The organism is Yoonia sp. R78084 (genome assembly GCF_044595625.1).
Lineage (GTDB): Bacteria > Pseudomonadota > Alphaproteobacteria > Rhodobacterales > Rhodobacteraceae > Yoonia.
Genome location: NZ_CP138993.1, coordinates 1,948,997 through 1,973,238 on the forward strand (window position 1 = coordinate 1,948,997; position 24,242 = coordinate 1,973,238).

Genomic DNA, 24,242 nt, shown 5'->3' on the forward strand with positions numbered 1-24,242 from the left:
CCTGCTTGGGTGTTCCCGTGGCAGGTCGTCTAATGAAAAGGAAGCGACCATGGCTGATCATATCAAAATTCGTCCTGCAACGGGGACTTGGGTCGTGCGCGCAGCGGGCGCTGTGATTGGCGAAAGCACAAATGCGCTTGAACTTGTCGAGGGGGATTACCCGCCGGTGATCTACTTCCCCCGCGCTGATCTTGCGATGGCATTTCTTGAGCGCACGGACCTGAGGTCGACCTGTCCCTACAAGGGTGAGGCCAGCTTCTTTACGATTGAAGCAAAAAGCGGGCCGATCGCAAATGCGGCGTGGTCGTACGAAAACCCCAAAGACGCTGTTGCCCAGATCAAAGAGCATCTGGCCTTCTATACCGACAAAGTAGCGGTCGAACAGGTCTAGGAGTGTTCCTCGGCGGCTGTCTCTGACAAGGCACGGTTCATCGCGCGCAGAGCATCGACATGGAACAAAGCCCCCCAAAGCTCTGGTGGGGCATCTTCGCCACCCAGCGTGACCACAGGGATAAAGCGGTGCCCCCCGCCGTCAAACATGGGCATGGCCTGTTCCAGCGTGGCGTTCCCGTCAATATAGACGCCGTCGCGGATCATATCCCAGCACGCGTCCTCTTCTGCCGCATTCTTGGCGTCCATCTCTCGCATGATCGAGGAGACCTTGAAGGTCGCAAGCAAATAGGCCTGTGGCCCTGCCGCCAGATGTACGTTGCGCCGTTCCAACTGGGTCAGAAAGAACGACCGGTCAATCAAACGCGACGACAGTGCCGACGAGAGCGAGACAGCGACCATGACAGCCAGACCTGTCTGCCAGTCACCTGTCAATTCGAACACGATCAGCGTCGTCGATATTGGCGCACCAAGGACAGCTGCGGCAACGGCCCCCATACCCGCGAGCGCATAGAGCGTGCCGCTGCCCGACACGTTTGGAAAGATCGCCGTTGCGATAATACCGAATGCAAGGCCGGTCAGCGCGCCCACCATGAGCGAGGGCGAAAACACCCCGCCCCCCATGCGTCCGCCCATGGTGATCGCCACGGCAACAACCTTGAGCACAGCAAAGACGATTGCTTCATGCCACAACAACTCGCCTGTCAGCGCCAAAGAGGTCGTCTCGTAACCCACGCCAATGATGTGCGGCCACCAGATGGCAAGCCCGCCCAGAAGTGCGCCCGCAATCGCGGGCCGCAGGTAGCGGGGAATGCCGGTTTCCCTTTGCAGGTAAGTGCCAAGATCTTCGGCCCAGAAGATCGCCTTGATCAATGCCACCGCAACAAACCCGCAAACCAGCCCAAGAATGAGAAAGGCAGGCAGTTCGACATAAAACGCCAGCGCGTTCTGGCCCGAGAGCGTAAATTCCGTCACATCCCCGAAGGTCAAACGGTTGATGACGGTCCCTGCGGCAGAGGCGATAACAATCGGGGCAAAGGCATGCACAGCAAAGTGCCGCAAGACAACTTCCAGCGCAAAGAGCGCCCCTGCAATGGGCGCGTTAAAGCTGGCGGAAACAGCGGCCGCGACGGCGCATCCCAAAAGATCGCGCCCGGTGATGCCGTTGGCGTTGATCCAGCGACACACGGCTGTCGAAATTACTGCTGCAAGGTGGACGACCGGCCCTTCCCGGCCAGACGAGCCGCCCGTTGATAGGGTAATCATCGAAGCCGCCGCAGAAGCAAGGCCGCGCCGCACTTCGACGCGACCTTCCGACAATGCGGCACCCTCGATCACATCAGCCACCGAGCGGACGCGACCATCGTCCGTAAAACGGTCAAGGATCACGCCAACGATCAGGCCACCGCAGATGGGAATGAGCAACACTTGATACCATGCCAGCCCAGCGGCAAACGAATGCAGCGTCAGAACATCATCGGTCCCGTAGGCGGTTGTTTGAATTGCATAAATCCCGAGCCGGAACAACACAGCGGCAAACCCCGCCGCGATCCCGATCGCCAATGCGATGAACCAGAACTGTATTTGGTTGGGACCGTGGGTCTTCATGACCACTGCGGCATCTTTGCAAGCCGTCGCCACACCAGCAATCCCTTGCTCTAGCAACGCTCTGGCTGACTTCCCCATCAAGTTTGCTCTCTTGCCGGTGGCTTTGGCGGACATGCAACTTGCGGCCCCTGCTTCATGACCGCCCCTGCAGGTCTAAGTCATGCGCCAAGGGCTTCCAAGCGGAAATTCAGGCACGATTCGCGCTGACTGCCGGATTCGCTACTGCAAGATTGCGGTGATGAACGCTATCTTGCGAAAAACATGCAACGGTTTGGATTGCACCGACATGCCGTAGAAAATCTACCTGTGGATGAATAAGCCGTCTAAAATATCATTTTCCATGTCGTACTGAAATACGGCATGAAAAGTTCACGGCGAAGCAGCCAAGTATCAATATTAAGTTGTTTTGATGCATTATTTACAATGTATCAGAAAAATTCTCGCCCCCGACATCAGGCCAAAATTGCAACCTTCGATAGTTAGGTCAGCAATATTGATATACTTTGGTACAGGTTGCTCGGGCGTGCCAGTCTGTTACCTTTACGTCAAGAGGCGTGTTTCGGCCTCGGACTGTGGTGAGTAGCAGAGTGCTTGCTCAGAAATATTGCAAAGCACTTGTTGGTATTTGAGGGCCGATCAAGGCTCTCGGAAAATGAACAATGTATGTCGAGGAGGTGAGTGGCCGAGACATGCAAGTACGAGTGGGAATGGTAACCGGTGAATGTTCAGGGCGTCGCTTGATTGCGGCGCCCACTTCGATTTCAGGTGTTAATCAGCGCGCGTGCAGCGTCCTTAGCCGCCTCTGTCACCTTGTCCCCTGACAACATTCTGGCAATTTCATCCACCCGCGCATCTGCATCCAAGGGCACAACAGTCGAGCGGGTCATATCAGCGGTCTGTTGTTTCTCGACGCGCCAGTGATGCCCACCAAGCGCCGCCACCTGGGGCGAGTGTGTCACCACCAGCACCTGCCCGTCTGCCGCAAGCTCTGCCAACCGTCGCCCGACGGCATCAGCGGTCGCACCACCTACACCGCGATCGATTTCGTCAAAGATCATCGTCAGCCCGCCTGCTTCCTGCGTGAGGCAGACCTTCAAGGCCAAAAGGAAGCGGCTCAGCTCGCCGCCTGAGGCGATTTTGTTCAAGGGGCCTGCGGGTGCACCCGGGTTGGTGGCCACCGTGAAGGCCACTGTGTCGATCCCTTCCGGTCCCGGTTGGTCTGCTTCCGAGATCAGCGTGGCAAAAACCGCGCGTTCCATCTTCAGCGGGGCCAGTTCCTTGGCCATTGCAGCATCGAGCTGCGCGGCAGCTGTCTCGCGACGTTTTCGCAAGGTTTGGGCTGCATCATCATAAGCGGCCTTTGCCGCCTTCACTGCCGCCTTCTGCGTCGCCAGATCGCGCGCGCCATCATCCAGGACCGCCAAACGGCCGCGCAATTCATCTGCAAAGTCGCTCAGGTCATCAGGCAGAACGCCATGTTTGCGTGCAAGACCACGGATGGCAAAAAGGCGCTCCTCCACCTCCTCCAATTCAGATGTGTTGAAAGACAAGGCGTCCAGACAATCCGACACCTGCCGCTGCGCCTCATCCAGCCCGATCATCACGCGCTCAAGCGCCTCGAGCGGCGCATCCAGCCGCCCTTCGGCATCGCCTGCCACACCTTGCAACCAGCGCGACGCATCACCAACCAAGCCTTCGGCACCTTGCAGTCCCAGCGCCTCGGCCGCCTTTGCAATATCGGTACGGATTTTTTCAGCGGCTTGCATCAGCCGGCGTTGCGTATCAAGCGTGGCTTCCTCGCCGGCTTCTGGTGCCAAAGCATCCAGTTCTGCGACGGCGTGGCGCAGAAAATCCTCTTCCGCGCGCGCCTCGGCAATCTTTGCTTCTGTGGCTTCAAGCTTGCGCAGTGCTGCGGACAACGCGCGCCAGCTGTCCCGCGTCGTGTCCAGAACCGCGCCAAGGTCCGCGTAGCTGTCCAGCATCTGGCGGTGACCACGCGGGTTCAGCAAACCGCGGTCATCGTGCTGTCCGTGCAATTCAACCAGTGTCTCGGAAAGGTTGCGCAGCACCTCGCCACTCACGCGGCGGTCGTTCACCCATGCCGTTTTGCGCCCGTCACGGGTGTTGATCCGGCGCAGGATCAGCTCATCCTCGGCTGCAATCCCCGCCTGTTCCAGCACGGCATGGGCCGCATGACCCGCGGGCAGATCGAACCAGGCCGTCACCTCGCCCTGTTCTGCCCCCTGCCTGACCAGTTCGGCACGACCGCGCCAGCCCAACACAAAGCCCAAAGCATCAAGCAAGATGGATTTGCCCGCACCGGTTTCACCAGTCAGCACGTTCAACCCCGGCTGAAACGCAAGTTCCAGACGGTCAATGATCAGCATGTCCCTGATGTCTAATCCGCGGAGCATGTCACAGTCCAAAGGACGGGGATGGCCCCGCGATGTTTACAACCACTCACCGAGCAACACCTGCCGGTAAATCGAGGCCAGCCAGTTGTCGCCCGCAGCCTCGGCGGCCAGACCCCTGCCAGTCAGCAAAGCAAAACTGGATTCGTACCATTCACTTGATTGGTAGTTATAGCCCAGAATCGCGCCTGCGGTTTGCGCCTCTTCCACAAGACCCAAAGACAGGTAGCTTTCCACCAGACGGTGCAGCGCCTCGGGCGTGTGGGTTGTGGTCTGGAAATCCTCAACCACCGTGCGGAACCGGTTGGCGGCTGCAACATAGTGACCGCGCTTGAGGTAGAAGCGCCCGATCTCCATCTCTTTTGCGGCAAGATGGTCGAAGGCAAGATCAAATTTGAGCACCGATGTGCGCGCATATTCACTGTCTGGATACTGTTCGATCACGCGGCGCAGGGCCTGCAGGGCCTGAAAGGTCAGACCCTGATCGCGACCGATCTCATCAATCTGGTCGTAGTAGGAAAGTGCCAAGAGGTAGGCCGCATAGGCAGCATCTTCTTCGGCGGGATAGAAATCAAGGTAACGCTGCGCAGACGCGCGGCTGTTGGGGTAGTCCTCATCGCGGTGATAGGCAAAGGCCTGCATGATCAGCGCACGCTCTGCGAATTCCGAATAGGGGTAAAGCCGCTCAATTTCGCCAAAGGTAAAGGCTGCATCATCGGGATTGCCGTTCGCGATTTGCCGCTCACCGCGTTCAAAAATGGCCTGCGCGCTGAGACTATCAAGCGGTTCACCGCTTCCTTCGCCACTACAGGCCACCAAAACGGCCAAGCTGACGACGGCGCCAACACGAAACACCCAACGGCTGGCGGTGCCCTTCTTGACTGACATTTTCGCGTCCTCACTCACACAATGGCTGCTTGACCTGCGGAGTAGCCCCGCGTCGTTCCGCCTTGGTCTAACATAGAAAAATCGGGTGCAAAATGCCTTTTGACAGCACGGGTGATCAACTGTCAGTGGGAGACTGAATTTAGGCGACTGCGTCCAGATCGGCCAGACTAACGCCGACACCTGGCAAACGGGCAGCGATCTGTACGTCACAGGTCACGAAACGCCACGCGTCAGGTTGATCGAACAAGGCATGCAAAAGCTTGTTCGTCATTGCATGGCCCGCGCGCGAACCGGTGTAGCGCCCGAGGATCGGTGCACCAGCGGTGTAAAGATCGCCCAAGGCATCAAGCATTTTGTGACGCACGGCCTCATCTGCGTGGCGCAAACCACCGGGTGTCAGAACCTTATCGCCATCAAAAACGACCGCATTCTCATAGGTGCCACCCAAGGCAAGACCATTTGCGCGCATTGCATCAACATCCGCAGAGCGGCAGAACGTCCGGCTGTCGCAGAGTTCGCGTACAAAGGCACCATTGGCCATATTCAACATCTTCTGCTGACGGCCAATCGCGGCATCGGCAAAGGCAATTTCAAAATCAATCTGCAGCGTCGTGGAGGGCGACAGCTTTGCGCGTGCTTCGCCCTCGACCACTTCGACATCGCGCAGGATTTCAATCGCTTTCAGCGGTGCGGACAAGCGCACCAGACCCGCCGCCACGATCCCGCGTACAAAGCTGGCCGCGCTGCCATCAAGAATTGGCACTTCAGGGCCGTCAATGTCGATTAGGACGTTATGCACACCACAGCCAGCCAATGCCGCCATCAGGTGCTCGATGGTCGAAACGATAACACCGGTGTCATTGCTGAGGCGGGTATTCAGCGGTGATACAATCACATTGCGAAAATCGGCTGGCAGTTTCGGTTGCCCCGCAATATCTGTGCGCCGAAAGACGACACCCGTATTTGCCGCTGCGGGTTTGAGAACGACACGCACAGCTTCGCCAGAGTGCAAACCGGTGCCCTCAAAAACAACGTCGGATTTCAGTGTCGTTTGCACGCCTATTTCGCCCTTGCAGCATTTTTACGCTACCCTCAATTAGGCTGCGACATCAGATCACTCAACTCACTCTTTGCGACGGACTGAAACACTTGTGTTACAAACGGTCGCAGATTCACTTTTGATCGCACAAGCCATTCGAAACAAATGAAAAAAGGCCGCACAATGGCGGCCTTCCTATCAACTTCGACGTCACGTCAAAGCAACATATATGCAGAGATCAGTTTGCCTGACGGCGCAAGAATGCAGGAATTTCGATCTTATCCTGCTCTTCGTTGTGCTCTGGCTCTTCACGGATTGCGGTCACCTGCGGCTGTGCCCGTGCCGGCTGACGTGCTGCTGTTTCGGCCTGCGCGCCTGTCATACGGTTGATCAGAGAGTTGATCCCGAACCGCGGTTTGTCTGCTTCCGTTGCCGTAGCGGCCGGTGCGGATGCGCGCTGTTGAGGTGCCGCGCCAGCATTGTTTGGAACGCGGTTCACAGCCGCCTGCAACCGCGCGAGCGCCTCTGGTGACGGTGTGCCCGGGGCCGCTGCCGCACGTGGTGCAACAAAGTTGTCGGCTTCGGTCATTTCCGGCTCTTGGCGCGGGGTGTATGCCGGTGGTGGCAGATCATCCGCCACGGCCTGCGGCTGTGGTGCCGGCTGATAGGCTGCAGCAGCAGGTTGCTGCACCGGCGCAGGTGCTTCGAATTCCTCGAAAAGCGTCCGCTCTTGCGCGACAGGTTCGGCAGCAGCCGCAGCCGGCGCCTCGTGCAAGGTCTCTTCGACGTGTGCGGCAACTTCTGCAACAGGTGCGAGCGGTGCCGCCATGGAGCGACGCGGCACAGGTGTCACTGTCGTCTTGGCCAGCGCGTCAATCCCTGTTGCAACAACAGACACGCGCATCCGGCCTTCCATGCTTGGATCAAGTGTCGAACCGACGATGATGTTTGCGTCGCCATCAACCTTTTCGCGGATCTTGTTGGCGGCTTCGTCGAGTTCAAAGAGTGTCAGATCATAGCCACCTGTGATGTTGATCAGCACGCCCTTTGCACCTTCCAGCGAAATCTCGTCCAGAAGCGGGTTCGCGATGGCCTTTTCGGCGGCCTGAATGGCACGGTTCTCGCCCTCGGCTTCGCCTGTGCCCATCATCGCCTTGCCCATCTCGTCCATCACGGCGCGCACGTCCGCAAAGTCGAGGTTGATCAGGCCGGGACGCACCATCAGATCGGTTACGCCCTTGACGCCCTGGTACAGGACATCATCGGCCAGCGCGAAGGCTTCGGTGAATGTCGTATTTTCATTGGCCAGACGGAACAGGTTCTGGTTCGGAATGATGATCAGCGTGTCGACAACTTTCTGAAGGGCTTCAACGCCTTCTTCAGCTTGCTTCATGCGCTTTGCGCCTTCGAACTGGAAGGGCTTGGTCACAACGCCGACAGTCAAAACACCCAGTTCACGCGCAGCCTGTGCGATGATCGGGGCGGCACCGGTACCGGTACCCCCACCCATGCCTGCAGTGATGAAACACATATGTGCGCCGGCAAGGTGGTCAACGATCTGCTCGATGCTCTCTTCTGCAGCGGCCGCACCGACAGATGCACGCGCGCCAGCACCCAAACCTTCGGTGACTTTCAGACCCATCTGGATTTTCGCCGCGGCACGCGATTGCTGCAGCGCTTGTGCGTCCGTATTCGCGACAACGAACTCAGTGCCATCAAGCTCTTGCTCGATCATGTTGTTCACGGCGTTGCCGCCCGCGCCACCAACACCAAACACAGTAATCCGTGGCTTCAGTTCTTCATGTCCCGGAAGGGAGAGGTTCAATGTCATAACGCGATCCGCCTGTTTTAAAATTGCCCGTGCCCGCGGGCCGTTACTGCTTATTGAGACTCATGATAACCAAGTGATGCCGAAAGGTCACGACAAAAACACAAAATTGCCACCAAATCTGGACAAAAACCTTCGCTTTACTGCCGGATTTCGGCCAATGGGCAATATCTTGCGCATTACCAGTTGTCCTTAAACCATTTGACCGCTCTTTTGAGCGATCTCGCGGGATAATTCTCTGCGGGAATCTCGAAATCCCACCATTCATCTTGCGGGTTGGCCGCAAAAAGCGTCAGGCCGACAGCACTGGAAAACGCGGGGCCAATGGCGGCTTGTGGCAACCCCTGTACGCGCAACGGACGCCCCAAACGGACCTGTTGGCCCAGAATTTTGCTGGCCAATCCATCAAGACCCGGAATCTGGCTGCCGCCACCAGTCAACACGATCTGCTGGCCCGGCAGGTGTTCAAAGCCCGCCGCGTCCAGACGCTCGCGCACCTCTTCCAGAATTTCTTCGACACGGGGGCGCATAATGCCGATCAATTCGGCGCGGCTGACCGTGCGGCGGTCATGTTCCCAATCGCCGGTGTCGCCACCTATCTCGATCATTTCACGGTCATCCATCCCGGTCGCCACAACGCCACCATAAAATGTCTTGATCCGTTCAGCCGTTGCCGCAGGGATTTGCAGACCCATCGAGATATCAGAGGTCACGTGCTCCCCACCCATCCGAACGCTATCGGCAAAGATCATATGCTTCTTGATAAAGACCGAGATACCGGTCGACCCACCGCCCAGATCAATACAAGCCGCACCCAGTTCCTGCTCGTCCTCGACCAAAGACGACATGCCCGAGACATAGGCCGAAGATGCAAGCCCCGCGAGTTCCAGATCGCAGCGCTTGATGCAGTAAAAGAGGTTATGGATCGCCGTGGCATCCACCGTCAGCATATGCATATCGGTTTTGAGCTGATTACCAACCTGACCACGCGGGTCAGCCAGACCTGAGCGGTGATCCAGCGCAAAATTCACCGGCTGCGCGTGCAAGACTTCGCGGTCCGCGCCATAATCAGGCACATCACAAGACGCCATGACCTGACTGATATCCTGTTCAGTCACCATGCCGCCGCTGACATCGAGTGTACCGTCAAGCCCGTAAGACCGCGGACGCGCGCCCGACAAACAGGCGATGACGTGATCCACCCGTACATTCGCCATTTTCTGAGCGGCCTGTACCGCCGTGCGGATGGCGCGCTCGGTTTCCTGCATCGCGTCAATCTCGCCAAAGCGCACACCGCGCGACCGTGTGGTCGCGGCACCGATCACGCGAAACTGCGATTGGCCCGCAAGTGAGCCGACACCATCGCTGCTGCGAAACTGCTCGGGCCCGTCGAAGCGCAGTACCAGACAGGCGATTTTGGAAGTGCCCACATCCAGAATGGCCACGACGCCCCGCTGCATCGCCGCCTTACGCATTTGCCGCATTGCCCGCTGGCTGTCGTAGAGATCGCCCATTTAGTTACCTGCCTCATTTGTGCTTATTGTTGTATTTCCCCGGCGCAGCGCCTCTGCGGCTTCTTCGTTCATCCGGAGTGTGGGTCTTTTTGTATTGCGCATATCCACGACGGCGACATCGCGGCTCAACATATCCTGCGCGTCATTCAGCGCGATCACCCGATCAAGGGCAGCAACGGGGTTCTCGCTGGGCAGAAGGATCCGCTGCTCGCGGTCCAGTACCATGTCCCAGCGCCGCTCGCCCATACGGACAAGGCCGCGCACGCGGTCAATCAAGGGGCCAGCTGCCGCAAAGAGACGCAGCGCCTCGGCGATGTTGTCTTCGGCCCCGTCCCCTGCGATCAGGGGCAAATCAAGACGGTCGGCCCGTGCCATGATTTCGCCGGACTGCACGCCATCGGCATCAATCAAGCGCAGCACTGTGCCATCCCGCCAAAGCGCCACAGGCACACGCGGGTTCAACTGCACGTCCAGAGCACCGCCCTGCCCCACGCGGACCGAGGCGGACTTGATCGGGTCCAGTGCTTCGATATCTGCACGGATTTTTTCGAGGTCGAGATCAAAGGACGACACGGGGAATTCAGAAGGCAGCAGCGCGGCCACTTCTGTCAGCACTGCCAAATCGCCGCCCACGACATTCATGCTTTGCACCATGAATTGCGGGCGCTCCTGAAAGCTCTGTTTTGTTTCTGCGATTGTCGCGGCAAGCGCTGCGCGGTTTTCGGGTTTGGAATACCACGACCCCGCAATGATCAGGATCAACAGGATCGGCACCCCGATCCGCACGGTCCCGCGAAACCCCGGTGTCAGCATCATCCGCTGATAACGGTACCCCATGCGTGAGGGTGCGGGATCACGCGGCAGCGCATCGGGAGAGGTGCGGCGGATCAGCGATCGCATGATGCGTCCTCCACCATCCAGCGGCACAGTTCAGGGAAGGAAATACCCACATGGGCGGCCTGCTCTGGCGTCAGAGACGTGGGCGTCATCCCCGGCTGGGTGTTTGTTTCCAGAAGGATCAGCCCGTCAAGCCCGCGGCTCTCATCCCAGCGAAAATCGGTCCGGCTGACACCGCGGCAGCCCAAGGCCTGATGCGCACGCAGGGCGTATTCCATGCAGGCATCGAAAATCTCGGCCGGCACTTTGGCGGGTAATTCGTGCCGTGATCCGCCGGGCGCATATTTGGCGTGATAGTCATACCAGCCATCGGTGATGATATCGGTGACCGTCAGCGCACGGTCGCCCATCACTGTCGTGGTCAACTCACGGCCGGGCGCAAAGGCTTCGACCATGACCTTCTCTGGCATATCATCGGACAGTTGCGGCGGGCCGTTTGCGGCTTCATCCACGATATAGATGCCGACGCTCGACCCTTCGTTATAGGGCTTCACAACATAGGGCGGCGGCATAACATGGGCCGCGCGCACGGCATCGGCGGAGGCTAAGATACTCTCAACGACCGGCAGACCTACCTTGCGGTATACGTCCTTCGTGCGCTGCTTATCCAATGTCAGCGCAGAGGCCAGAATACCCGAATGTGTGTAGGGAATTCTCAGCCATTCCAGAACGCCCTGTATCGCGCCGTCCTCGCCCCAGCGCCCGTGGAGCGCATTAAAGACAACATCGGGTGCGATCTCGATCAAACGCGCAGCGACGTCGGGGCCGGCATCGACCTCGATAACGTCACATTCTGCTTCCCGCAAAGCCGCTGCACATTCACGGCCCGAGCTGAGCGACACTTCGCGTTCAGCCGATGGGCCACCCATCAGAACAACAACTTTCGGGTTTGTCCTGCTCGACATACCCTACCGCCTTAAACGCAGGTCTTTTGTGACCTGTCATATTGATTTGATCCTTGCCTCGGATCGCGGCCTTTTTGGCCAATTATTTTGCGGTGTCTGCGCCCAAACGATCACCGACCCGCATGATTTCCCATTGTAGCGTAATCCCTTGGGAATCGTAAACCTTTTTCCGCACCCATTCGCCCAAATCCTCAAGGTCGGCGGCGGTCGCATCACCTGCGTTCGTCAGAAAGTTGGAATGCTTGGTATTCATCACCGCCCCGCCCAATTGCGCGCCGCGCATGCCCGCGTCATCAATCACTTTCCAGGCCTTCATATCATGCACGTCATCAGCCTGCCCCGTTGAGGAAAAACCGGCTGGATTGCGGAACGTAGACCCCGCTGTACGGTCCTTGGTCGGTTGGGTCTCGTCGCGTTTGGCCAGTTGTTCTGTCATCCGCTGGTGCAGGTCCACAGGCGCGGCTTTGGGCGGTGCAAGCGTGGCCGAGACGATCACTGCCCCCGCAGGCAGGTCGCTTTGGCGATAGGCAAGTTGCAGCGCATCAACCGACAGTTCGGTGATTGTCCCGTCACGCAGCACCAGGGTGACCGCGCGCAGCACATCCGCCATATAGCTGCCATAGCAACCGGCATTCATGCGCACCGCCCCGCCGATTGTGCCGGGGATCGTGCGCAGGAACGTCAGATCGAAACCGGCATCGGCAGCCCTGCGCGCCACATGCGCATCAAGCGCCGCCGCCCCTGCGATAACTGCATCGTCACTGACCTCGATCCCGTTAAAGCCACGCCCCATGCGGATCACCACACCGCTGATCCCGCCATCGCGGACGATCAAGTTGCTGCCGACACCCATCGGGAACACCGGAACCGCAGGATCAAGAGCCGCCAGAAAATCGGACAGATCCTGCATATCGGCAGGCTGAAACAGCACCTCGGCAGGGCCGCCCACGCGCATCCACGTCAAATCGGCCAGCGGGCGATTGGCCGTCAATGTGCCCCGCACTTCAGGGAGTCTGATCATCCTCTGCTCTCTCTTGCTTTGCCCTTCCGACCAAGGCACCAACTACGCCGCCAAGCCCCGAAGGTGCGCTGATGCCGATCAGGAGCGCGACATAAAGCAGTCCGTCCCAACTTCCTAGTGCGGCCATGCCAAAAAGCATGCCAACCGTGAAAAGTGCCCAGACAATCCAGTAGATCTTGATGCCAGTGGTGAGGTGGCGCTTGGCCAAACAGTAGTTGCCAAAGCCTGTGGCAAGAAAGATGGAAAATGGGATCCCGTAAGCCATAAAGTCACCAAAGGTCATGCCGTTGATCCTTTCTCATCAACACCGCTGGCTAAAACAGCAGGTGTTCCTTCTATTGGGTGAGCCTGATCTGCTCTGGCCCATCCGACAAGGCCGCCAATCAGTCCGCCCACTGCCGCCGGTGCACTGACAAAGAGCAGCAGAAGGATGTAAAGAAGCGCATCCCATCCTCCGGTGATGCTTAGCTGATAAAACATGACCACGGTAAATCCCGCCCAAAGGAAGGTCATCGCGGCCAGTGCCATCTTGCTTCTGCGCAAACCTGCCAAAAAGCTCAGCACCAGCGGAATAAGAAAGCTGCCACACCCGATCCCGATCAATGCAATTTCTTCGCTACCCATGATTCTACCCTTTTGTGAACAATGTTCAATATTTACGCGAATTATGAACGATGTTCAATGACTATTTTCAGCGCTTACGGAAATCTATGCGATAGCGCAGCCGCCTATTATAGCAGACGGTCATCCCGACGGCGCAGCAACCATCCCAGAAGCGCCCCGGCCATAGCGCCCAGAAGCGCAGGCACACAGGCGAGCATCGCAACAGTCATGGCAAGTACAGGATCAACTCCAAAGGGACGGCCGCTCGCATAAATCGCGATGACCAGCACGGCACCGATGGCCGACGCAATACTGAGTGACAGGCCGGACCGCCCCGCCCGCATGAACCTTGTCAACGCGGCGAAAGGGATCATCGCGCAGAGCAGCATGCCAAGGAATATCCAAAGATCCGCCATCTATGACCTCGCGATGTTGTTCTTGATCCAGCGCCACAGATAGTAGACCGGCCAGCGCAGCACGAGGCTTCCAACTGCCAAACCCAGCAATCCCATGAAAAGCCCGTGCTGGATTGCAATCCAAACCAGAAGCGGCGCTCCGATTGCCAGCAGCACATAGGCCCGCCGCCAATGATTGTCGTTTGAAGGGAATGCCGACAAGGCAAAGGCCAGCACGACCCAAAGCCCGATCAGAATGACCGGGTCTGTCACGCGTTCAGGCGGGCCGGCAATGCGTTCGCCCAAGTGCTGATCGTCCCTGCCCCGAGGCAGACGACCATATCACCCGGACCGGCCTGTTCGCGGACAAGTCGTTCCAGATCGTCTTCGCTTTCCACGACACGGGCGTGACGGTGGCCATGCCGGATCAGACCGGCGACAAGATCACGGTGGCTCGCACCTTCAATCGGGGCTTCGCCTGCCGAAAAGACCTCGGCGATCCCCACCACATCTGCGTCGTTGAAGCAGGCACAGAACTCATCAAAGTGATGTGACAGGCGGGTAAAACGGTGGGGTTGGTGCACAGCAATCACGCGCCCGTCGGTGGCCTGACGCGCCGCTTTCAAAACGGCGGCGATTTCAACAGGGTGATGCCCGTAATCATCAATGATTGTCACGCCATTCACTTCGCCCACTTTCGTAAAGCGGCGGTTCACGCCCTTGAACCCTTTCAGCGCCGCGCGGATTTCCTCTTTCTTCATGCCAAGATGACGGGCGACGGCCACAGCCGACAACGCGTTCGAGACATTATGGTCACCCGGCATTGGCAATTCGCAATCCTCGATCAGCGCACCTTCGGCCTGAAGCGCGATATCAAAATGCGCGACACCTGCTGCATAAGTGAGGTTTATGGCGCGGATATCGGCCTGGGCATTGAAGCCATAGGTGACCACACGGCGGTCGGTAATTTTGCCCACCAAAGACTGCACATCAGAATCGTCCGTGCAACAGACAGCGAGCCCGTAGAACGGAATATTCGACACAAAGTCGTAGAAGCCCTTGTGCAGCGCCTCTTCCGTTCCCCAATGCTCCATATGTTCGGGGTCGATATTCGTGACAATCGCGATGGTCGCGGGCAAACGGTTGAATGTCCCGTCGCTCTCGTCGGCCTCAACCACCATCCACTCGCCCTGCCCCATACGTGCGTTCGAGCCATAGGCATGGATAATGCCGCCATTGATGACTGTCGGATCAATCCCGCCCTCATCCAAAAGTGCCGCAACCATGGTAGTGGTCGTCGTCTTGCCATGGGTTCCGGCAACCGCGACATTCGATTTGAGGCGCATCAATTCGGCCAGCATTTCGGCGCGGCGCACAACAGGCAGCCCTTTGGCACGGGCCTCATCCAGCTCGGGATTACCCGGTTTGATGGCAGAGGAAATGACAACAACCTCCGCGCCGTCAAGGTTTTCGGCGCGCTGGCCCTCAAAGATGATCGCGCCCAGTGATTTCAGGCGATCCGTGATTTTCGATGCCTTCAGATCAGACCCCTGAACCGTATAGCCGTGGTTCAACAACACCTCGGCAATGCCGGACATCCCGATCCCGCCAATGCCCACAAAATGAATCGGGCCCACATCAAGTGGCAGTTTGGTTGCAGCGCTCATCACAGGGTTCCCATCCATTATTTCTTTCCCGCCTCTGCCAGATTTTCAACCAATTGTACAAGCCGCGTCGTGGCGTCCGGCACACCACAGGCCAGTGCTTTTTGGGCCATTTGCAGCATGCCCTTCTCATCGGACAACTGCTCGGTCAGCTTGGCCGTCAAAGTCGCCACCTCGAATTCCGCCTCAGGCATCAGCACCGCCGCCCCCGCCTCGACAAGCTGGCGCGCGTTTGCGGTCTGCTCATCCCGGATCGCACCGGCGTAAGGCACCCAGATCGCCGGGCGGCCAATGATACTGACATCCGCAACGGTTGAAGCCCCCGAACGGGAAATCACCAGTTGTGCATCCGCCATCCGGCGCGGCACGTCATCAAAAAAGGTCTGGACCTGCGCCGAAATCAACTCGGCCTCGTAATAGGCAGAGACCCGGTCAAGATCCTCAGGGCGTGCCTGATGGCTGACCCGGATATTGCGGCGGATGTGTTCCGGCAAGGCTGCGATTGCGGGGGGCACGATATCGGACATGATCCGCGCACCCTGCGACCCCCCCATGACGAGGATCGACATGGGGTAATCACCCGGCGGAATATAGGGCGAACCGGCATGTTCCAAAATCGCCGCCCGCACAGGATTTCCGGTATGCACACCCTCCACCGCACCCGGCAACTCAGTCGGCCATGTGCCACAGGCGATCTGGTTCACCCGCTTAGCAAAAAGCTGGTTCACGCGCCCAAGCACGCCATTTTGTTCGTGGATCATGCGCGGGACACGCAGCACCCATGCGGCAGTCATGGCCGGGATCGCAGGGTAACCGCCAAAGCCCACAACAACCGCCGGACGGTCACGCAACATCCGCCATTTGGCCGCAGCAATGCCCGCCATAATCCGGAAGGGCACCACCAGCTTTTGCACTATCCCGCCACGGGCAAAAGTCGCGCTACCGACGACATTGACCTTGACCGCATCAGGGAAACCACCCGTGTACCGCGCCCCACGCGCATCCGTGGAAAGATGCACACGCCAGCCTTTTTCAAGCATGGCTTCGGCCAGGGCCTGTGCCGGAAACATATGCCCGCCTGTGCCACCAGCGGCAATGATCAGAAGCGGCGCCATCAGCGGTTTGCCCTGCGCATCAGGATATCGGCCATTTCGCCTTGCGGTCTGCTGCGCGTGAACGCCAAAAGCATGCCCACCGCGATCCCGCCCGCGATCAGGGACGAACCGCCATAGGACACGAAAGGCAGGGTCATCCCCTTGGCAGGCAACAAGCGCACAGCAACGCCCATGTTGATCATCGCCTGCACCCCGAAGATGCAAACCAGCCCCGTGCCTGCAAGGCGGATAAACACGTCGCGCTCTTTCATCAGCCGCAGCAAAGAGCGCACCACAATCACGGCGTAAAGCGCAATAATCACCAAAACGCAGATCAGCCCGTATTCTTCAGCAGCAACCGCAATAATGAAATCGGTATGCGCGTCAGGCAGCGACCATTTCACTTGACCTTCGCCGACACCCACGCCGAAAAATCCGCCCTCACGGATTGCATTTGTCGCATAACCCAACTGCGTATTTGGGTCGAGGTCAGGCGACAGAAAGCCGTCGATACGGCGGGCAAAGTGCTCGGAATAACTATAGGCGATGGTTCCGCCAAAGACGACGAGACCAGCCAGAACAATCAGCAATAGCATTGGCGCACCCGCCACGAAATACATCACACCCCAGGCAAAGAGGATCAGTGCCGCTTGCCCGAAATCGGGCTGCAGCGCCAGCATCAGAACGATCATGATCGTCAGCACAAAGGAATAAGCCTTGCCTGGCGGTCCGCCTAATTGCTGGGACGCCGCCAAAAGCCACGCCGCCATCACCACAAAACCGGGCTTGAGAAACTCGGACGGCTGCACCGAGGCAAAGCCCAGCGAATACCAGCGGGTTGCCCCCTTGCCGAAATCGGTACCAAAGACCGGCAAAAAGGCCAAAGCCACAAAGGCGCACAGGAACCCCAAGACCGCCAGACGCCGCACCAGTGTCGGCGACATCATCGAGACGACAAACATCACGATCATTGCCATGCCGCCAAAAATCGCCTGTCGGGTGACGTAGTGAAACGGCTCCAGCCCGTTTCGGGCAGCCAGAGGCGGCGACGAGGCCAGGCCCAGTAACAACCCGATCCCGAAAAGGATCAGGATGCAGGACATTGTCCATTTATCAATTGTCCGCCACCATCGGGGCAGAACCGGGTCGCCGGACTGCACCGGGACCGTCCCATAGACCATTTCCGTCATGGATCACCGCTCACTTGCCTATATCGCCCGTTTGCCGGGTCTGCTGGTACCTTAACCGTCAATTGACCACGATTCCACTGAAAAACCGCTGCCTGCCACTTTCCATGTCCGATCAAACTTCCGCCGGAGGCATGATCAAATTTTCTGAATTTGATCTCCCGCAGCGCTTGCGCCATATGGGCCGCTATGAAGGTAGAAACTCTGATCATCGGCGCAGGTGCTGCAGGCATGATGTGCGCGGCCCACGCAGGGCCCGGCGTGCTCGTTGTCGATCATGCGAAAGCGGCCGGTGAAAAGATCCGGATCTCGGGCGGCGGACGGTGCAATTTCACGAACCTCTATGCCAGCCCGCAGAACTTCATCAGTCAGAACAGACACTTCTGCAAATCTGCCCTCGGGCGCTATACGCAGTGGGATTTCATTGCGCTGGTCGACCGATACCGGATCGCATGGCATGAAAAAACGCTGGGGCAGCTTTTCTGCGACAACAGTGCCAAAGACATTATCGCAATGCTGCGCGCCGAAATGGACAAGGCCGGTGCGCAGCTTTGGCTGCAAACCGCTGTGAGCGAGATCAGCCACGACGGCAGTGGCTTTCGCGCGACCCTGACCCGTGAAGGACGCAATCAAACGGTAACCGCACGCAATCTGGTCGTGGCGTGTGGCGGCAAATCCATCCCGAAAATGGGCGCGACGGGGCTGGGCTACCAGATCGCGACACAGTTCGGCCTGCCCGTGATCGACCCGCGTCCGGGGCTGGTGCCGCTGACCTTCTCGGATGAAAGATTCAAACCGCTTGCAGGTGTCGCAACCCATGCGCGCGTATCGGCCAATGACGCCAGCTTTGACGAAGCGATCCTCTTCACCCACCGCGGCCTTTCGGGGCCTGCGGTATTGCAAGCCTCATCATATTGGCACGAGGGCGAGACGATCAGCGTGAACCTGATCCCCAAAGGCGATCTTCTGGCAGGACTGCAAAGCCATCGCCAAAGCGACGGGCGCAAAGCGCTGACCACTGTACTGGCGCAACACCTGCCTGCCCGACTTGTGGATCACCTCAAGGCAGAGTTGCCGCTTGACGGCAATATCGCCGATCAAAGTGATGCAAAGCTGAATGCACTTTGCGAGAGACTGGCCGACTGGACCCTGACGCCCGCCGGATCAGAGGGCTACCGCACGGCAGAGGTGACTTTGGGCGGCGTTGATACAGACGCGCTATCGTCCAAAACCATGACCGCAAAATCAGTGCCAGGACTTTATTTCATTGGTGAATGCGTGGATGTCACCGGCTGGCTGGGCGGCTATAATTTCCAGTGGGCATGGTCCTCGGGATGGGCGGCGGGGCAAGCCATTGCCAACCCGTAAGGTGGATTTCAATCCACCTTACCCCACCGCTTCTGTCACACAACGGATGAAATCCTCGCCGCGCCGCTCAAAACTGTCATACTGATCAAACGATGCCGCCGCAGGCGCCAAGAGTACGACTTCTCCGGCCTCGGCATCAGCCGCTGCCTGCGCCACAGCCTTGGCCATCGTGCCGCAAACCTCTACATCCGAGCCGGTCAACTGGCGGGCAAAACTCTCGGCCTCGCGCCCGATGACATAGGCTTTACTGACGTGGTCCAGATACGGCAGCAGACCGTCAAGCCCGCCCTCTTTCTGCAAACCACCGCAAATCCAGCGGATCTTCGGGAAAGCCGCCAGCGCCTTGGCGGCACTATCCACGTTCGTCGCCTTGCTGTCATTTACAAAGGTGACGCCATCTTTAACGGCAACCACCTGACTGCGATGCGGCAATCCGGGATAGCTTTGCATCGCAGCTTCGATCCCCTTGGGCCCCAACCCCAAAGTCCGGCACGCCGCATAGGCCGCACAGGCATTTTGATGGTTATGCGCGCCCGGCAATCCCGCAATCGCGCGCAGATCAATCGACCCGATCTGCCGTCCTTTGCGGTGCTCGGCCAGAAACCCCTTGCGCGCAAAGACGTTCCAGCCCTCACCCGTCAGCTTCTGGCCCGAGGAAATCCGGATCACGCGGTCATCCCCCGGCCCTTCGCTCAGTTGATTGGCCATGTAGCGCCCTTCGACCTCATCCACACCGATGATCGCACGATCCGGCCCGCCTTCTGCAAAAAGGCGGCGTTTGGCGGCGAAATACCCGCCTGGACCCGCATGACGGTCAAGGTGATCGGGGCTAAGGTTTGTGAAAACCGCCACATCCGGCGTCAGGCTGCGCGCGAGATCGGTCTGGTATGAAGAGAGTTCCAGCACCACCACTTCGCCATCATGCGCAGGTTCGATATCAAGAACACCGCGCCCGATATTGCCCGCCAATTGAGCGGGACGGCCGTTCTCGACCAGAATATGGTGGATCAATGCCGAAGTCGTTGATTTCCCGTTCGAGCCCGTCACGGCAATCACGCGCGGCATTGTTTCAAAGTCTTCCCATTCTGCGGTCGCAAAGGACCGAAAGAACAAGCCGATGTCGTTATCCACCGGCACGTCTGCATCCCATGCCGCCGCGATCACAGGGTTCGGGGCGGGGTAAAGATGCGGAATGCCAGGGCTGACAACAAGAAGAGAAACGCCTTCAAAAGCACGCGGCTTGGTCAGGTCACGCAGATTAAAACCAGCTTCCTCTGCCGCATCGCGGGCCACTGCGCTGTCATCCCAAACAACCGGATGCGCGCCGCCTTCCTGCAATGCCGCAGCTGTTGCGCGCCCGGACCGCCCCAGACCCAGAACAGCCACAGTCTGGCCCGCATATCCCTGAACCGGTATCATTACCGCACCTTCAGCGTCGCAAGGCCGATCATCGCGAGGATCAGCGAGATGATCCAGAACCGGATCACAATCTGCGGCTCGGCCCAGCCTTTCTTCTCATAGTGATGGTGGATCGGAGCCATCAGGAACACGCGCTTGCCGGTGCGCTTGAAATAGAGCACCTGAATGATGACCGAGAGCGCCTCGACCACAAAAAGCCCCCCAACAATCGCGAGCACGATCTCGTGCTTCGTGGCCACAGCAATCGCACCCAGCGCACCGCCCAAGGCAAGCGAGCCTGTATCGCCCATAAAGACCGCTGCCGGTGGCGCATTGTACCACAAAAAGCCCAGACCGCCCCCGATCAGGCCCATGGTAAAGATCAGGATTTCGCCGGTTTGCGGCACATAGTGCACGTCCAGATATTCGGTAAAATCGGTGCGTCCGACAGCATAGGCAATCACGCCAAATGTGCCTGCAGCGATCATCACCGGCATGATAGCAAGCCCGTCCAGCCCGTCGGTGAGGTTCACCGCATTGGCCGCCCCGACAATCACCACAATCGCGAAGGGAATAAACAGGATGCCCAGATTGATCAGAGTATCCTTGAAGATCGGCAGCGCCAGCTGGTTGGTCAGATCATCGGGATGATAGGCAGCCGCCCAATATCCCGCGATACCTGCGATCAGAATTCCCAATAAAATCCGCACCTTGCCTGACACGCCCGAGGTGTTCTGCTTGGACACCTTTGCATAGTCGTCCGCAAAACCGATGGCTGCGAAAGACAGCGTGACGAAAAGTACCATCCAGACAAAGGGATTATCCAGCCGCGCCCAAAGCAGTGTCGAGAATGTCAGCGCACCCACGATCAGCAAACCACCCATCGTTGGCGTGCCTGCCTTCACAAAATGCCCTTCGGGGCCATCATCACGGATCGGTTGACCCTTGCCCTGCTTGCGCCGCAGCACGTTGATCAACGGGGGGCCGAAGACAAAACCAAACAGCAGCGCCGTCATAAACGCCCCACCTGCTCGGAAAGTGATATAGCGGAACAGGTTGAAAAAGTCGCCGCCGTCCGAAAGTGCCGTAAGCCAATAGAGCATTTTGATACCTTAATCTTGTTACAGGCGGCGATGCCCCAGTTTTCGGATGGCGTCAACAATCAGGCTGACTTTGCTGCCCTTTGAGCCCTTGACCAGCACAACATCGCCGGCATCCACCAGTTGCGACGCTTGCGGAACAAGCTCTGCCGCCGTTTCGGCCCAGCGGCCCCGTTGTTCTTCCGGCAGCGACTCCCAGAGGTGGCGCATAAGCGGACCCGCGCAATGGATCAGGTCAAGTGACTTCAGGTGTTCGTTTTGCGCCATGTCGCGGTGCATTGCGACCTCGGCGGTGCCCAGTTCCAGCATATCACCCAAGATCGCCACACGCCGCCCCTTGATGATCCGCCCCACGTTATCTGACGGTGAGGACGCCGCGAGCACCTCAAGCGACGCGGCAAGCGATGTGGGGTTCGCGTTGAAAGCATCATCAAGCAGCTCGAGGCTTTCGCCGTCATTGGCCATATCTGTGACAATGATTTCGCGCGTGCCCCGCCCCGCAGGCGGCACCCAAGCGGCGATATCAAGTGACGCCGCCACCGGATCGGCCCCGAGCGCCTCGACCACAGCAAGCACACCCACGGCGTTCATCGCAAAGTGGCGGCCGGGGACAGAGAGTTTGAACAGATAATCCACGCCATCGCCTGTGGCGGTGATAACCGTGACATCGCCTGCGATGCGCACGTCTTTGACGACCCAGTCAGTTGCAGTCTCACCAAAAAGCACCTGTTTGGCACCGAGTGCCTTGGCATGGTCCTGCAAAATGTGGCTGGTCTCGATATCCGCATTCAGGACCGCAATACCACCCGCCTCCAGCCCGTCCATGATGCAGGCTTTTTCCACTGCAATGCCCGCAAGGCTTTCGAATGACGCAAGATGCGCCGCTGCCACCGTCGTCACCATCGCCACATGCGGGCGCGCCATTTGCGACAAAGGCGTGATCTCACCAGGGTTGCTCATCCCGATTTCGATCACAGCATAGTCGGTATCGGCAGGCATCCTTGCCAAGGTCAAGGGAACACCCCAATGGTTGTTATATGAGGCCTCTGCCGCGTGGCATTTGCCTTGGCGCGCCAGCACAGCGCGCAGCATCTCTTTAGTCGATGTCTTACCGACAGAACCGGTGATCGCGACAACTTTCGCAGCCGTGCGCACACGGGCGGCGCGGCCCATGGCGCCCAATGCATCCAACACATCCGGTACGATCAAAAGCGGCGCGTCGGCGGCCACACCATCAGGGACATGCGTCACCAAAGCGGCAGCGGCACCTTTCTCCAAGGCTTGCGCGACAAAATCATGGCCATCGCGCACATCGGCCAGTGCGACGAAAAGATCGCCCTTCTGCAAGGTCCGCGTGTCAATCGAAACGCCAGTTGCTTGCCATTGTTGGGTGACATGTCCACCCGTCGCCGCAGCCGCCTCGGCTGAGGTCCAGAGCGGGGTCATACCCAACCCTCCAAAGCGGCGACGGCCACGCTGGCCTGTTCCACATCGTCAAATGGTAGCACCGTGTCCCCCACGGTCTGGCCTGTTTCGTGGCCCTTTCCCGCAATCAACAAGGCATCCCCTGCCCCCAGCATATCTATGCCGCGCAAAATTGCCTCGGCACGGTCGCCCACTTCACTGATGCTTTGCGTGCCGCCTGCGTTCAGTGCGCCCGCCATCACGGCTGACCTGATTGCGGCGGGGTCCTCAGAGCGCGGGTTGTCATCGGTCACAATGACCGTATCCGCATTGCGCGCCGCTGCCGCCCCCATCAAAGGCCGCTTGCCCACATCGCGGTCACCACCTGCGCCGATAATGACAACGATCCGCCCCATCACATGCGGGCGCATCGCCTTCAGGGCGGTTTCAATTGCATCAGGCGTATGGGCATAATCTACAAATACCGCAGCGCCGCTTTCGCGTGTCGCTGCAAGCTCCATCCGGCCCCGCACGGTCGTCAGATATTGCAGAGTGTCAAAGACATCCGCCGCATCAGCGCCTGCCGCGATCACCAAAGCGGCAGCAAGCAACACATTGTCAGCCTGAAATCCGCCGAGCAGTTCCAGCCGGGTCTGGCGCGAACGGCCTTGCCATTCAAACAGCAGGTCCTGCCCGGTGGCATCAAAGCGCTGTCCGGTCAGGCGTAAGCGCGCATCGGGGTGGCGGCCTACGCCGATCACCTCCTGGCCGCGGGCGGCGCAGATTGCTGCAACCTCGGGGCCTTTGGGGTCGTCCAGATTGATCACTGCGACACCGTCCTCGGAGAGGACGCGACGAAACAGCCCCATTTTGGCATCGAAGTAGGCCTCGAAGGTTTCATGATAATCAAGGTGATCCTGACTGAAGTTCGAAAAACCGGCGGCGGCCAAAATAACGCCATCCAGCCTGCGCTGGTCCAAGCCGTGCGATGAGGCCTCCATCGCGACATGGGTGATGCCGTTTTTTGCCGCCTCGGCCAGCACACGATGCAGCGTGATCGGCTCGGGCGTTGTGTGTTTCAGCGGGTGGTTCCACGCGCCCTCTACGCCAGTCGTGCCAAGGTTCACACCAGGCAAATCCAGTTCTTCCCAGATCTGGCGGCAAAATGTCGTCACAGATGTCTTGCCGTTGGTGCCGGTAACAGCAACAACCGTGGCGGGATGTGCGCCAAACCAAAGTGACGCCGCTTGCGCAAGCGTCGCGCGCGGGTCTTGCGCCACGATCAGCGCAACATCGCTACCAACCAACTCTTTGGCGGCAATCTCGGCGCCTTGCGCATCGGTCAGGATCGCTGCGGCCTTCATGCGCAATGCGTATTGGATAAACTCGCCTCCGTGCACGCGCGCGCCCGGCAATGCGGCAAAGAGATACCCCGGCTTTACCTCGCGGCTATCCACGGCCAGCCCCGTGATCTGCGCCTCAGCACCACCGCGTGCTGTCAGCCCAAGTTCCGCCAGTGATTTCATTG

22 protein-coding genes are annotated in these 24,242 nt (G+C 58.8%); 2 read left to right on the plus strand and 20 right to left on the minus strand.

The window, feature by feature from the left end; translation table 11 throughout:
- Positions 1-49 precede the first annotated feature (49 nt).
- The gene (locus SJY29_RS09930; protein WP_400082435.1) at positions 50-391 is read left to right on the plus strand and encodes a DUF427 domain-containing protein; all 342 of its coding nucleotides are present in this window, start codon (positions 50-52) and stop codon (positions 389-391) included.
- On the opposite strand, the gene SJY29_RS09935 is transcribed toward SJY29_RS09930, so the two are convergent.
- From SJY29_RS09935 to ftsW, 16 genes are all read right to left on the minus strand, one after another.
- A complete protein-coding gene (locus SJY29_RS09935; protein ID WP_400082437.1) occupies positions 388-1,998 on the minus strand; it encodes a chloride channel protein in 1,611 nt (536 codons plus the stop codon). The genes SJY29_RS09930 and SJY29_RS09935 overlap by 4 nt on opposite strands.
- Before the next feature lie 761 nt (positions 1,999-2,759).
- A complete protein-coding gene (recN, locus tag SJY29_RS09940) occupies positions 2,760-4,412 on the minus strand; it encodes a DNA repair protein RecN (protein WP_400082439.1) in 1,653 nt (550 codons plus the stop codon).
- Positions 4,413-4,448: 36 nt separating this feature from the next.
- The gene (locus SJY29_RS09945) at positions 4,449-5,297 is read right to left on the minus strand and encodes an outer membrane protein assembly factor BamD (RefSeq protein WP_400082442.1); all 849 of its coding nucleotides are present in this window, start codon (positions 5,295-5,297) and stop codon (positions 4,449-4,451) included.
- 139 nt (positions 5,298-5,436) lie between these two features.
- Positions 5,437-6,354: a UDP-3-O-acyl-N-acetylglucosamine deacetylase gene (gene lpxC, locus SJY29_RS09950; protein ID WP_400082445.1), complete on the minus strand. Its 918-nt coding sequence runs from the start codon at positions 6,352-6,354 to the stop codon at positions 5,437-5,439.
- A 220-nt stretch (positions 6,355-6,574) separates the two neighbouring features.
- Positions 6,575-8,167, minus strand: coding sequence for a cell division protein FtsZ (gene ftsZ / locus SJY29_RS09955; RefSeq protein WP_400082448.1), 1,593 nt, complete (start codon positions 8,165-8,167; stop codon positions 6,575-6,577).
- Between the two features lie 176 nt (positions 8,168-8,343).
- Positions 8,344-9,678 carry a cell division protein FtsA gene (gene ftsA, locus SJY29_RS09960; protein ID WP_400082450.1) on the minus strand — a complete coding sequence of 445 codons (1,335 nt, stop codon included), beginning with the start codon at positions 9,676-9,678 and terminating at the stop codon, positions 8,344-8,346.
- Complete coding sequence (locus SJY29_RS09965) at positions 9,679-10,578, minus strand: cell division protein FtsQ/DivIB (protein ID WP_400082453.1); 900 nt, start codon at positions 10,576-10,578, stop codon at positions 9,679-9,681.
- Positions 10,566-11,444, minus strand: coding sequence for a D-alanine--D-alanine ligase (locus SJY29_RS09970; RefSeq protein WP_400088893.1), 879 nt, complete (start codon positions 11,442-11,444; stop codon positions 10,566-10,568). The genes SJY29_RS09965 and SJY29_RS09970 overlap by 13 nt, the downstream gene beginning before the upstream one ends.
- Before the next feature lie 118 nt (positions 11,445-11,562).
- Positions 11,563-12,501 (minus strand): UDP-N-acetylmuramate dehydrogenase, encoded by a 939-nt coding sequence (gene murB / locus SJY29_RS09975; RefSeq protein WP_400082456.1) that lies wholly within the window; start codon positions 12,499-12,501, stop codon positions 11,563-11,565.
- Positions 12,485-12,784 (minus strand): hypothetical protein, encoded by a 300-nt coding sequence (locus tag SJY29_RS09980; RefSeq protein ID WP_400082458.1) that lies wholly within the window; start codon positions 12,782-12,784, stop codon positions 12,485-12,487. Before SJY29_RS09980 ends, murB begins: the two co-directional genes overlap by 17 nt.
- Positions 12,781-13,125, minus strand: a complete 345-nt coding sequence (locus tag SJY29_RS09985; RefSeq protein ID WP_400082460.1) for a hypothetical protein — start codon at positions 13,123-13,125, stop codon at positions 12,781-12,783. The genes SJY29_RS09980 and SJY29_RS09985 overlap by 4 nt, the downstream gene beginning before the upstream one ends.
- Before the next feature lie 107 nt (positions 13,126-13,232).
- Entirely contained in the window at positions 13,233-13,520 is a 288-nt protein-coding gene (locus tag SJY29_RS09990; protein WP_400082463.1) for a UDP-N-acetylmuramate--alanine ligase, read from the minus strand.
- Positions 13,521-13,772 carry a DUF2484 family protein gene (locus SJY29_RS09995; protein ID WP_400082465.1) on the minus strand — a complete coding sequence of 84 codons (252 nt, stop codon included), beginning with the start codon at positions 13,770-13,772 and terminating at the stop codon, positions 13,521-13,523. It lies immediately after the preceding gene.
- Complete coding sequence (gene murC / locus SJY29_RS10000; protein ID WP_400082467.1) at positions 13,769-15,166, minus strand: UDP-N-acetylmuramate--L-alanine ligase; 1,398 nt, start codon at positions 15,164-15,166, stop codon at positions 13,769-13,771. Before murC ends, SJY29_RS09995 begins: the two co-directional genes overlap by 4 nt.
- A gap of 17 nt (positions 15,167-15,183) precedes the next feature.
- Positions 15,184-16,281: a UDP-N-acetylglucosamine--N-acetylmuramyl-(pentapeptide) pyrophosphoryl-undecaprenol N-acetylglucosamine transferase gene (locus SJY29_RS10005; RefSeq protein ID WP_400088895.1), complete on the minus strand. Its 1,098-nt coding sequence runs from the start codon at positions 16,279-16,281 to the stop codon at positions 15,184-15,186.
- Complete coding sequence (ftsW, locus tag SJY29_RS10010; RefSeq protein WP_110279282.1) at positions 16,278-17,447, minus strand: putative lipid II flippase FtsW; 1,170 nt, start codon at positions 17,445-17,447, stop codon at positions 16,278-16,280. The genes SJY29_RS10005 and ftsW overlap by 4 nt, the downstream gene beginning before the upstream one ends.
- 186 nt (positions 17,448-17,633) lie before the next feature.
- On the opposite strand from ftsW, the gene SJY29_RS10015 reads away from it, so the two are divergent.
- On the plus strand, positions 17,634-18,812 hold the full coding sequence (locus tag SJY29_RS10015; RefSeq protein WP_400082471.1) for an NAD(P)/FAD-dependent oxidoreductase: 1,179 nt from the start codon (positions 17,634-17,636) through the stop codon (positions 18,810-18,812).
- A gap of 18 nt (positions 18,813-18,830) precedes the next feature.
- On the opposite strand, the gene murD is transcribed toward SJY29_RS10015, so the two are convergent.
- The 4 genes from murD to SJY29_RS10035 are packed head-to-tail and all read right to left on the minus strand — an operon-like array spanning position 18,831 to position 24,240.
- The gene (murD, locus tag SJY29_RS10020) at positions 18,831-20,231 is read right to left on the minus strand and encodes a UDP-N-acetylmuramoyl-L-alanine--D-glutamate ligase (RefSeq protein WP_400082474.1); all 1,401 of its coding nucleotides are present in this window, start codon (positions 20,229-20,231) and stop codon (positions 18,831-18,833) included.
- Entirely contained in the window at positions 20,231-21,313 is a 1,083-nt protein-coding gene (mraY, locus tag SJY29_RS10025) for a phospho-N-acetylmuramoyl-pentapeptide-transferase (RefSeq protein ID WP_400082476.1), read from the minus strand. The genes murD and mraY overlap by 1 nt, the downstream gene beginning before the upstream one ends.
- A gap of 18 nt (positions 21,314-21,331) precedes the next feature.
- Positions 21,332-22,756: a UDP-N-acetylmuramoyl-tripeptide--D-alanyl-D-alanine ligase gene (murF, locus tag SJY29_RS10030; RefSeq protein ID WP_400082479.1), complete on the minus strand. Its 1,425-nt coding sequence runs from the start codon at positions 22,754-22,756 to the stop codon at positions 21,332-21,334.
- Positions 22,753-24,240, minus strand: a complete 1,488-nt coding sequence (locus SJY29_RS10035) for a UDP-N-acetylmuramoyl-L-alanyl-D-glutamate--2,6-diaminopimelate ligase (protein ID WP_110279287.1) — start codon at positions 24,238-24,240, stop codon at positions 22,753-22,755. Before SJY29_RS10035 ends, murF begins: the two co-directional genes overlap by 4 nt.
- Between the last annotated feature and the right edge of the window lie 2 nt (positions 24,241-24,242).